Source organism: Wenyingzhuangia gilva, assembly GCF_030519655.1.
GTDB classification, from domain to species: domain Bacteria; phylum Bacteroidota; class Bacteroidia; order Flavobacteriales; family Flavobacteriaceae; genus Wenyingzhuangia; species Wenyingzhuangia gilva.
Genome location: NZ_JAUMIT010000004.1, coordinates 335,869 through 346,561 on the forward strand (window position 1 = coordinate 335,869; position 10,693 = coordinate 346,561).

The following is a 10,693-nucleotide window of genomic DNA, read 5'->3' on the forward strand; positions in this document are numbered from 1 at the left end:
CGACAAGATTTTCGAACACGTACTAAGCCGAAGCTTTTTGTTTGGTTTTGTTTTTTGTGGTTTCACAAAGCCAAATCAACAAGATTTGGCGACCTAGTAAATATACACAAAACTTTGAAGTTAGTACAAAACCCGCATGAAGTTTAGCCGGTGTTATATGCTGCTTTTAATTTTTTTTAAATTCATAAAAATATGTCCTTTTGTTTTTTTCTAAAAAGGTTATTCCATATTGGTTTTCAAGTTTAAGAAGTGCTTTTTTTAGATTATTTTTTGGTAAAACAAAATTAAACTTATTAGTATTTTCATCATTTAATTCGACAACGAGATTATAATTATTTTCCAGGAAGCTTTTCAATTTTTCTAATTTTATTCCTTTAGATTCCCAATTATCATATCTAATACTAGTTCCCTCATATTTTTCATTAGAAATAAATGTATTTAATTTTTTATTGTCGGATATGATTAATTCATGCACCAATGAGTTTTTAGTTATTTTTTCATATTTCAACCCGATACTATTTAGATAATGGAATCTAAATATATCTAAACTGTTTTTTTGATCAATAACTTTTTTATTTAGCTTTAGTTGAACATCATAACTTTTTTCAAGAAACAAAGAGTCACTTGTTATAATTCTTGAATTATTAATTCCATAAAAATCATTTAAAATGCTTTTTACTTTTTTATTTAATAACATAATATCAAATGGTTGAATACTCAAACTAGAAGCTGGCCCCATTTCAAGAGTATGTTCTTTAATATTCATTGAATAGGAACTTTGCTGATTCCATTCATTTTTTTGAGATAATTCGAAATTACTTTTATTTTGTTTTCCTTTTGATAATTTATCAAGAGCTGAACTTAAATGTATCGGATGTCCTTGCCAAATTATTATTCCCTTTTTATCTATGATAAATGTTTCAGGAAAGCCACTCACTTTAAACTTTTTGATTAATTTTCTATCTGTATCAATTCCTATTGGATAATACATTGTCGCTTTTTTTAGAAAGCTTTCAATTATTTTTGTATTGTCAAAAGTTATTGATAGAAATCTAATATTTGGATTTTGTAAGCTTAGATAATTAAGTTCTGGAATTGTTGCTACACAAGGAGCACATTTAGTAAACCAAAAATCAACTACAGTGAAATCTTTCGTTTCATTTGAGGTAACCACTCCGTCAGGGTAAATCCATTTATCTGGGTTTAATTCTGGAGCTTTTGTTCCTATTAATGTGTTTTGAGAATTTGAATAAAAAAAAGTACTTAAAAATAATAATATTAAAAGTTTAACTTTCATTGTGGTTTTTTTGGAGTTGTATATAACGTTTTTGGCTAGGCTTTGTGCGGGAAGAAAATCGACAAGATTTTCGAACACGTGCTAAGCCGAAGCTTTTTGTTTGGTTTTGTTTCTTTTTGTTTCACAAAGCCAAATCAACAAGATTTGGCGACTTAGTAAATATACACAAAACTTTGAAATAGGACAGAAACCCGCATGAAGTTTAGCCGGTGTTAGCCACTGTTATTAGTCCAATTCTTTTAATATGAATTGTTGTAAGATCATTAATAAACTTGTTTTTTCTTCTAAATATTTCATGAAGATTTTAGTAGTAACTTCATCTTGCTCTTCAGTTAATTCTATGCCATGAACATCTTTAACTAAATTAATTATGTTACAAATAGTGTCAATAAGTGTCTGTATTAATTCTTTTGTTTCATCTTCATATATAATTGGAAATAAATAACTTTTTTGATTAGAAAAATTTACTAAATAAATATTAGCAGCGCTTAATTTAGAAAGTATTACATTAATTTCTTCACTGCCGTCATTTATAGTAGGTTTATCAAGTTCAAGTGTTAATTTATCTAATTCATTTTGTCGAAATTGAGTTAAAGTGAGTAGTTTTTGGTTGTTAATATCTCTATTATTACTGTTTTCATTTATATCATTTATCAAGGAGGATATATATATAAAAACAAATAGATTTATGACACTTATTATACCTCCTAAATAACTTCCGAACGCTCCCCAATCTTCAGTTTTATTAGAAAATATATTATTGTCAAATGTTATAAAATATGGAACTAATAGTATTAATGCTATCACTATAGCTATTAAAATAGGATTTGTTTTTTTATTTGTTTTCAATTTATCTTATAATTTTCATAACGATGCTATCTAATTGTGGCTAACGTTTTTGGCTAGGCTTTGTGCGGGAAGAAAATCGCCAAGATTTTCGAACACGTACTAAGCCGAAGCTTTTTGTTTGGATTTGTTTCTTTTAATTTCACAAAGCCAAATCAACAAGATTTGTCGACCTAGTAAATATACACAAAACTTTGAGAAAGCACAGAACCCGCATTAAGTTTAGCCGGTGTTGTGTGTAGTTTTTTATTTTGATTTTATGAATAATTTAGATATTTCTACCTCGATATATTTATCAAGTTTTATATCTGGGATATTGGAAATACTATAATTTTGTTCCTTACGTTTTTCTTTTTTTAATAAAAGATAGTAAGTTTCATTTTCAAAATAATATTGATTGTCTTTTAGAATTTCGTCTTTAAAATTGTTCGGGTTTTCAATATTTAGTTTTGCTAATGTTTGTGAAGCAAAAACAAACAAATTAGTAAGTGCCTCTTTTTTTTCTTCGGGATTCTTAATATTCAGTATTATTTGAATTTCATTCACATAATTTTTTTCAGAACCTAATAATTGATATCCAATATCATTTATTTGTCCATTGTCAGAGGTTTTTCCAAATGTATTTATAGCTGAATGTGCTCCCCATTTATTTTTTTCATTTAAATAACTTAATTCACCCCAACCAGTAAAATGTATATTATTTTTGTTAGTTAATATTTCTATTAATTTTTCTGGGTTTTTGAATGATTCTAATTTTGGAGGATTAGTATATTCTTTTGAAATTACTTTTGAGATTTGACTATTAATTTTTTTGTTTTCACAACTCGTGAGTATACATATAGTTAATAAGGTAAATAAAATGTTTTTCATAGTTTTTCAGGTTTTTGGTTAATTACATACAACGGTTTTGGCTAGGCTTTGTGCGGGATTGAAAATCGACAAGATTTTCAGACACGGACTAAGCCGAAGCTTTTTGTTTGGATTTGTTTCTTTGGTTTCACAAAGCCAAATCAACAAGATTTGGCGACTTAGTAAATATACACAAAACTTTGAAGTTAGAACCAAACCCGCATGAAGTTTAGCCGGTGTTGCCTGTTGCTTTTATCTTATTTTATGAATATTTTCAATTTCATTTTTTAATAGTTTCTTTTAAAAAATATTCACTCTTTATTTTAATTTCATTTTCTTAATAAATCAGGGATTGTAGATTTTTTAAACTCCAGTATTATCTCCGTAAATTTCAATCATTTTCTCAAGCTGTAAAATTGTTGATTTAATATATGATTGGTCACTTATTATTTCAAATTCAAGTAAATTATTTTCATGATGTTTTTCAATAAATTTCCCTTTTAAAGTAGCTTTTCCGAATTTGTCAAATGTTAAAACCGAAACTAAATTATTCTCATACGAGCTTAATTGAGCTTCCCCTCTTAAATTTTCATAACATTTCTTCAATTTTTCATAAAAGAAATATAAATCTCCTGTTGAAATCCAAACTAGTCCTTTAACATTGTAACTTGATGCTTTAATTTCGATTGAACTTTCTGTGTCGTATCCACCAAATGGACAAGTTGTTTCAGGGAAATCAAAAATCTTTTGAGTATTGATTTTTAAGTAATTTCCATTTTCTCCATATATTAAAATTTCTATCATTATTTTATTTTTCAAGAATTTTTCGAAGTTACAGGCAACGGTTTTGGCTAGGCTTTGTGCGGGAAGAAAATCGGCAAGATTTTCGAACGCGTACTAAGCCGAAGCTTTTTGTTTGGATTTGTTTCTTTTGTTTTCACAAAGCCAAATCAACAAGATTTGGCGACTTAGTAAATATACACAAACTTTTGAGAAAGCACAGAACCCGCATGAAGTTTAGCCGGTGTTGGCAATAGTTTTTATTCCGTTTTTACTTTTTCAGTCAATTTATTAAATATATTTCTCAATTCAGTTTCTTTAGTCAAATCAAAAATGTCTAATAAATAACAAACACTTTCTGCTTCCCAAGTGTATTGAGCAATATTCCGATTATATTTTTTCAAGAGTTTGTTCAGACTTGTTTTGGTCACATTTCCACCAACTTCTTTCTCTAGTATAATTATAAAATCGTTTAAAGAGTCAAGTGATATTCTCCAATCTCTTTCCGCTTTTATAATTTTTTCCGCAATCTTTCTGTCAGTTTCGTTTTCAAATTGATTTTCTTCGATTAAGTCAAACAATTTGTCAAAAGTCATTAAAGGTATTTCAGTCATTTCATTAAGTTCAGATAAGTTTTTATCAATCATTTTCTTTATCAGCTTTGCGCTCTCCTTTCCAGAAAAATCGCTTTCCAATTTTCCTTAAATGTTTGTGCCATTCTATATCAGTCGTTAATTGACCTTCTCGTTTGTGTACCATTTTTTCAAATTATTGCCAACGGTTTTGGCTAGGCTTTGTGCGGGATTGAAAATCGACAAGATTTTCAGACACGGACTAAGCCGAAGCTTTTTGTTTGGATTTGTTTCTTTGGTTTCACAAAGCCAAATCAACAAGATTTGGCGACTTAGTAAATATACACAAAACTTTGAAGTTAGAACCAAACCCGCATGAAGTTTAGCCGGTGTTGTAAGTAGTTATTAATCATATCCATTTTCTTCTCCCCAATCTGAAATATCAATATTTTCAATTTCTTCTTTTTTCAGTTTCTTTTGACCAATTATTATAATCTTCTAGAAACTCTTTTATTTTTGTAATTTTCTTTTTTAAATTCCTCTCTTTATTTAGTCTATCAGAGTTTTTGTTTTTTATTATTCAATTTTTTATTCCGTTTAAATTCATCATTCAATAAAAACCCAAAAACTTCTATTCCTATTAGTATTAATGAAATCCAAATCAGTTTCATGTCAGTTAATAGGTAAATAACAAAAATTGTTAGCAGAATTGTACGAAGTATAAAATGAATTATGTCAATTAAATAGCTCTCTTGTCTTATTTTATTTCTTACCATAAACTTTTTGATTACAAAAAATATTGCAATAGCTAAAATAGCAACAACTATGGATGAAAAAACAAAACCTAAAATTATTTGGTCTAGATAATTCGTAATTAAGTTTTCTAAATAAGGAAATAGAATTATACCTAAAGATATTGTTATAAATATTCTTAAAAGTCTTAACGCTATTTCTTTTCTAGTATTCATTAAAAATTACTTACAACGGTTTTGGCTAGGCTTTGTGCGGGAAGAAAATCGACAGATTTTCGAACACGCAACTAAGCCGAAGCTTTTTGTTTGGTTTTGTTTTTTTGATTTCACAAAGCCAAATCAACAAGATTTGGCGACTTAGTAAATATACATAAAACTTTGAGAAAGTACAGAATCCGCATGAAGTTTAGCCGGTGTTGGCAGCTTTAATTTTTTCTTAATTCATCTATTTTTTCATAAAAGTCATTTCCTTCTCCTTCAAATATTCCTTCAATAATTCCTTTTGAATTTATTACAATTTTTGTTGGATACCTCATTACAGCAAAAATTACAGAAACATCTTTTTCTAAATCATCGTTATTGATAAGATTTTCCCATTTTAAGTCATATTTTTTAACAGCATTTTTCCATTTGTCTTCTTTGTCATTACAGGCAATTCCAATAAAATCTATTTGATTATTATATTTTTCGTAATATGCTTTCATCTTCGGAAACCCAGCAATACAAGGAGCACACCAACTACCCCAAAAATCAAGTATTGTAAGTTTATTACTTGAATAATCTATTGTAATTTTTTCTCCATTAATGTTTTTTAGTGAAAATTTTGGAGCTTCTTTTGCAATTTTAATACTCAATTCAGCTTCTTTTACTTTCTTGTATTTTTCAAATGTGTTAAATTGTGTTTTTAATAAATCTTTAAAAACCCCTTCTTTTACTATTTTTTTTAATTGATTAAAATACTTTCCTAAAGTATCTAAAGGTTGTCTTGTGAGGTAAAATGCAGATATATCTTTATCTAAATTATTCTTAATATAATTTAATTGAATGTTACTTGCTTTAACTGCTTTTTCTTTTCGTTTTCTAAAGAGTGTATTAATCTCATTTCTATCTCCATTTTTAGACATTAATGAATCAATTTTTAATTCAATTGCTGATTTCTCTATAAGTGCATTAGAATATTCATTTCTAAAATTACTATAAGATTTATTTATTAAAGAACCTTTTGCTTGATATTTTAGATTCGTTTTATCTAAATTCCCTTTTACTGAAATTTTATCATCAGGTTTCAATATTAACAGAATTGATTTTTCAAACGGTCTATAAAAACTTTTATTTAATCTTACATATTGAGCTTTTTTAGGAGTTATTAAAGATAGAATAGGTTCGTTTATTTTTAAATTATAAATAAATTTTCCATTTTTAGAATATAAAGTATCTAAAATTGGGTCTTCTCCAAAATTTGAAATTTTATAGTTCTCTACATAAATTGTATCATTTCCAATTTCAGGGATTTCAACCTCTAAATTATTTTTTTGTGAGCAGGAAAAAATTACTAATGTTAAAATTACTAATGTTAAAAATTTAATTTTCTTTTTCATAGTTTTTTTGATTCTCTTATTGCTGCCAACGGTTTTGGCTAGGCTTTGTGCGGGAAGAAAATCGCCAAGATTTTCGAACACGCAACTAAGCCGAAGCTTTTTGTTTGGTTTTGTTTCTTTGGTTTCACAAAGCCAAATCAACAAGATTTGGCGACTTAGTAAATATACACAAAACTTTGAAGTAAGAACTAAACCCGCATGAAGTTTAGCCGGTGTTAGCTTTAGTTTTTTTAATCAACAAAAGTTTCTTTCATTACTAATTTAAATTCTTTGATTTCAGGTTTTGACATTTTTCCTAAACGTTTCACAATTCTAGTTTTATCTACAGTTCTGATTTGGTCAATAACAATCCAACCAATTTTATCATTATGTTTGATTTCAATTCGTGTTGGATAATTTCTCGAACTTGTGGTCATTGGAGCAACAATAATTGTTCTCAAATACTTATTCATTTCGTTTGGAGAAATAATTACACAAGGACGAGTTTTATTGATTTCACTACCAACTGTTGGATTAAGATTAATCAAGACAATATCATATTGTTTTAATTCCATTCTTCAAAGGTTTCGTCTTCAAAGACATCATTAAACAATAATTTATCATCTCCATTCTCAGCCATTTGCTTAAAAGAGTCTTCCCATCCTTTTCTCGGAGTTGATAAAGGTTGAATAATGATTTTTCCTTTTTCAAGAATTAAATCTACTTTATCTTTGATATTGTATTTTTCAAGAATAGTTTTACTGAAACGTATTCCTTTTGAATTTCCTATTTGAATAACTGAAACTTCCATAATTTAACATTTTTCGTTATTACAAAGTTATTACTATTTTTTCAATTACACAATTAAAGCTAACGGTTTTGGCTAGGCTTTGTGCGGGGTTGAAAATCGACAAGATTTTCGAACACGCACCTAAGCCGAAGCTTTTTGTTTGGTTTTGTTTCTTTGGTTTCACAAAGCCAAATCAACAAGATTTGGTGACTTAGTAAATATACACAAACTTTGAAGTTTTAACTAAACCCGCATGAAGTTTAGCCGGTGTTGCCATGCGTTTTATCATTTCAAAATTTTAATTTAATAGAATTTTAGAAAATTATTAATTATTTTAATATTAGGTCTTTTTCAGTGTTAAATTCATTTTCAGAGATTGATACCATTTTTTCAATTTCTCCTTTTTTAGATAAATATACTTTTCCGTAATTTGGAAGATTCGAAGTTATCGAATTATAATCTCCATTGATTAGAGGAGTTGCTTCAACAACAAATTTTTGTTGTCCATAAACATAAGGTATATACCAAAATTTCGAATAAATTACAACATCTAAAAGAGCAATGCACCCAGGCGAATTTTCTATGATTTTGTCTATAACATTTTCAATTTTAGCTTGTTTAGTAGGTATCAAAATAATAATATGCGTTTTGTCTTCATCACTAACTCTTTTTTCAGACTTTTTAAGATTCGTGAGTTGATTTAATTCAATGTTTTTAGTTGAAATAAGAGTGAAGTCATGTAGTCTAGTACTACAACTAATCATAAATAAAGAAATAGATAACGTTAATAAGATTTTTTTCATTTTTACAGTTTAAGTTTTTTAATTTATGCTTGGCAACGGTTTTGGCTAGGCTTTGTGCGGGCTTGAAAATCGCCAAGATTTTCGAACACGTACTAAGCCGAAGCTTTTTGTTTGGTTTTGTTTCTTTGATTTCACGAAGCCAAATCAACAAGATTTGGCGACTTAGTAAATATACACAAAACTTTGAAGTTAGCACAAAACCCGTATGAAGTTTAGCCGGTGTTGTGGTGTCGTTTTTTATCTATTAAATTTACTTAAATCAATTCTGTCCAAATATTTATTCTCAATATTTAAACGAAAAACTCCATCATCAATATAATTCATTTCAATTTTTTTATCTTTTTTATACAGAATTAATTTATCGTTTGTTAATTCATATTCAAATTCAGTATTTCCAAAAAAACGTTCTCCTAACTCAGGGCTTATATAGACTTTATTGTCAATAAATTCAAAAGGAGTTTTTCCAAAATTAAGGACTCCTAAAGATCTTAATTTTTCCATACTATATTCAGGTTTCATATGAAATCCACCGATAGAATACTTTCCTTTTAAAACAGTAGTCTTCTCATTTGAGCATGAATATAAAAGCACCAATATTAATAGTATAGTCAGTTTTTTAATCATTTTTATAAGTTTAATTAGTTATTATTTTAGGTTTCTTGATAAATGCACCACAACGGTTTTGGCTAGGCTTTGTGCGGGAAGAAAATCGGTAAGATTTTCGAACACGCAACTAAGCCAAAGCTTTTTGTTTGGATTTGTTTCTTTGGTTTTCACAAAGCTAAATCAACAAGATTTGGCGACCCAGTAAATATACACAAAACTTTGAGAAGGCATAGAACCCGCATGAAGTTTAGCTGGTGTTAGGTAACGTTTTTTTCAAAATGTTTTATTAAATTAAAATCTTTAGTTTTTAATAATAATTTTTAATGAATTTTAAGTTTTTTCAGAACTACCATAATTTCATACACGTTGCTCTGGTAAATTAATTTTCAAAGAATGGAGAAGTTAAATTTTTAAATAATTTATCAAGCAGAAGTAAACATTTCTTAGCTACAATAACATAAACTTAAGACACCATTTTTCAGATTAAAAATTAACTTTCAAATAATAATCTCTATTCACAGCTACGATTTTTCAAACACGCAAAGATTGTATTTCAGCTTTTCTAAGCGATTTTAGATTTTGATTTATCAACTTAAACGACCGAATTAAAAAAACGTCAAATCCAACCGTTAAATTGTTTTAAACGACTTTTCACTGTTAGAAATTTGCTTTTTCAGAAATAGAAATATTTCAAAATAGGAGAGAAGCAAAATTATCGGTTTTTAGAAAAGTTTCTTTGGAAAAACGCAGCTACGATTTTATGTTACCTAACGGTTTTGGCTAGGCTTTGTGCGGGGTTGAAAATCGACAAGATTTTCGAACACGTACTAAGCCGAAGCTTTTTGTTTGGTTTTGTTTCTTTGGTTTCACAAAGCCAAATCAACAAGATTTGGCGACCTAGTAAATATACACAAAACTTTGGAGTAGGAAAGAAGCCCGCATTAAGTTTAGCCGGTGTTACCTGCTGTATTTTTTATCCAATTGAAATTCCATTTATATTAAGATAAATTAATAAAAAAACTAAAATAATTATTTCAATAATCCATATATATTCCTTTTTAACTGTTTTTAAATTTTTAATAATTAATTGCTCAATAACTAACACAATAATAAAAAGTATAAATCCAATTAATGCTATTGAACCACCTAAAGCTTTTCCTCCATTACTATCTATTAAGAGATAATAAAAAGCAATACAAAAAGAAATACTTCTAAGATTAGAATAGCAATTAAGACAGGAGTAACAATTATTTTTTTCATAGTTATAAAATTATTCAGAATATAACAACTTGATTGCTTTGTCAAATTTTATAAGAAAATTAAAGTTTGAGGGAATTTTTTTTCGTTGAGAACCTATTTCAGCAGGAGTCCATTCATTTGGGATTAATTTCACAAGTCTTAAAGCTTCTGGATTTAATTTTTCATTATTACTTTTCACAATTTTCGTATTCTTAATATTACCCAAACTATCAATTTCTATTGAGACTATAACTTTTCCTTTTTCACTTATTACATTCATGTTAGAGTAAATGATTTTCGAAATACTATCAAGTCCGTATTTAAATTTTGCAGGATATTGAATAGGATCAATTATTGTGTGATAATTACTGTCTAATAATTTATCATTAGATGATTCATATTTATTATGCTCAGTCCTACAACTAAAAAGAATTATAATAATTAATAGATTGAGCATTTTTGTATCGTCCTGAAATAGGTTGACCTTTTTTGTTTATTTAAAAGGTTAACAATTCCAGTTTGTTTTTATTTCTTCGGTACGATTTGTATTTTATATTTTGATTTAAGTGCACGTGTTTCGGT

12 protein-coding genes are annotated in these 10,693 nt (G+C 27.7%); all 12 read right to left on the bottom strand.

Annotated features, from left to right (window positions below; genetic code table 11):
• Positions 1 to 166: 166 nt before the first annotated feature.
• Positions 167 to 1,297, bottom strand: a complete 1,131-nt coding sequence (locus tag QVZ41_RS10220) for a TlpA family protein disulfide reductase (RefSeq protein WP_302884475.1) — start codon at positions 1,295 to 1,297, stop codon at positions 167 to 169.
• 225 nt (positions 1,298 to 1,522) lie between these two features.
• Positions 1,523 to 2,146 (bottom strand): hypothetical protein, encoded by a 624-nt coding sequence (locus QVZ41_RS10225; protein ID WP_302884476.1) that lies wholly within the window; start codon positions 2,144 to 2,146, stop codon positions 1,523 to 1,525.
• Positions 2,147 to 2,389: 243 nt separating this feature from the next.
• Positions 2,390 to 3,013 (bottom strand): hypothetical protein, encoded by a 624-nt coding sequence (locus QVZ41_RS10230; protein ID WP_302884477.1) that lies wholly within the window; start codon positions 3,011 to 3,013, stop codon positions 2,390 to 2,392.
• A gap of 342 nt (positions 3,014 to 3,355) precedes the next feature.
• Positions 3,356 to 3,796 (bottom strand): WapI family immunity protein, encoded by a 441-nt coding sequence (locus QVZ41_RS10235; protein ID WP_302884478.1) that lies wholly within the window; start codon positions 3,794 to 3,796, stop codon positions 3,356 to 3,358.
• A 236-nt stretch (positions 3,797 to 4,032) separates the two neighbouring features.
• Positions 4,033 to 4,419: a hypothetical protein gene (locus QVZ41_RS10240; protein ID WP_302884479.1), complete on the bottom strand. Its 387-nt coding sequence runs from the start codon at positions 4,417 to 4,419 to the stop codon at positions 4,033 to 4,035.
• Positions 4,420 to 4,901: 482 nt separating this feature from the next.
• Positions 4,902 to 5,312, bottom strand: coding sequence for a hypothetical protein (locus QVZ41_RS10245; protein ID WP_302884480.1), 411 nt, complete (start codon positions 5,310 to 5,312; stop codon positions 4,902 to 4,904).
• Between the two features lie 209 nt (positions 5,313 to 5,521).
• Positions 5,522 to 6,694 (bottom strand): TlpA family protein disulfide reductase, encoded by a 1,173-nt coding sequence (locus QVZ41_RS10250; protein ID WP_302884481.1) that lies wholly within the window; start codon positions 6,692 to 6,694, stop codon positions 5,522 to 5,524.
• A 230-nt stretch (positions 6,695 to 6,924) separates the two neighbouring features.
• A complete protein-coding gene (locus QVZ41_RS10255) occupies positions 6,925 to 7,248 on the bottom strand; it encodes a type II toxin-antitoxin system PemK/MazF family toxin (protein ID WP_302884482.1) in 324 nt (107 codons plus the stop codon).
• Entirely contained in the window at positions 7,239 to 7,484 is a 246-nt protein-coding gene (locus QVZ41_RS10260) for an AbrB/MazE/SpoVT family DNA-binding domain-containing protein (RefSeq protein WP_219041326.1), read from the bottom strand. Before QVZ41_RS10260 ends, QVZ41_RS10255 begins: the two co-directional genes overlap by 10 nt.
• 308 nt (positions 7,485 to 7,792) lie before the next feature.
• On the bottom strand, positions 7,793 to 8,266 hold the full coding sequence (locus QVZ41_RS10265; RefSeq protein ID WP_302884483.1) for a hypothetical protein: 474 nt from the start codon (positions 8,264 to 8,266) through the stop codon (positions 7,793 to 7,795).
• Between the two features lie 237 nt (positions 8,267 to 8,503).
• The gene (locus QVZ41_RS10270; protein ID WP_302884484.1) at positions 8,504 to 8,890 is read right to left on the bottom strand and encodes a hypothetical protein; all 387 of its coding nucleotides are present in this window, start codon (positions 8,888 to 8,890) and stop codon (positions 8,504 to 8,506) included.
• Between the two features lie 1,252 nt (positions 8,891 to 10,142).
• Positions 10,143 to 10,391, bottom strand: a complete 249-nt coding sequence (locus QVZ41_RS10275) for an energy transducer TonB (RefSeq protein ID WP_302884485.1) — start codon at positions 10,389 to 10,391, stop codon at positions 10,143 to 10,145.
• Between the last annotated feature and the right edge of the window lie 302 nt (positions 10,392 to 10,693).

Coding starts and splice junctions, on each gene's coding strand:
- QVZ41_RS10240 (WP_302884479.1), bottom strand. CDS start 4,419: ATGATTGATAAAAACTTATCTGAACTTAATGAAATGACTGAAATACCT.
- QVZ41_RS10260 (WP_219041326.1), bottom strand. CDS start 7,484: ATGGAAGTTTCAGTTATTCAAATAGGAAATTCAAAAGGAATACGTTTC.
- QVZ41_RS10250 (WP_302884481.1), bottom strand. CDS start 6,694: ATGAAAAAGAAAATTAAATTTTTAACATTAGTAATTTTAACATTAGTA.
- QVZ41_RS10230 (WP_302884477.1), bottom strand. CDS start 3,013: ATGAAAAACATTTTATTTACCTTATTAACTATATGTATACTCACGAGT.
- QVZ41_RS10270 (WP_302884484.1), bottom strand. CDS start 8,890: ATGATTAAAAAACTGACTATACTATTAATATTGGTGCTTTTATATTCA.
- QVZ41_RS10255 (WP_302884482.1), bottom strand. CDS start 7,248: ATGGAATTAAAACAATATGATATTGTCTTGATTAATCTTAATCCAACA.
- QVZ41_RS10265 (WP_302884483.1), bottom strand. CDS start 8,266: ATGAAAAAAATCTTATTAACGTTATCTATTTCTTTATTTATGATTAGT.
- QVZ41_RS10220 (WP_302884475.1), bottom strand. CDS start 1,297: ATGAAAGTTAAACTTTTAATATTATTATTTTTAAGTACTTTTTTTTAT.
- QVZ41_RS10275 (WP_302884485.1), bottom strand. CDS start 10,391: ATGAATGTAATAAGTGAAAAAGGAAAAGTTATAGTCTCAATAGAAATT.
- QVZ41_RS10245 (WP_302884480.1), bottom strand. CDS start 5,312: ATGAATACTAGAAAAGAAATAGCGTTAAGACTTTTAAGAATATTTATA.
- QVZ41_RS10235 (WP_302884478.1), bottom strand. CDS start 3,796: ATGATAGAAATTTTAATATATGGAGAAAATGGAAATTACTTAAAAATC.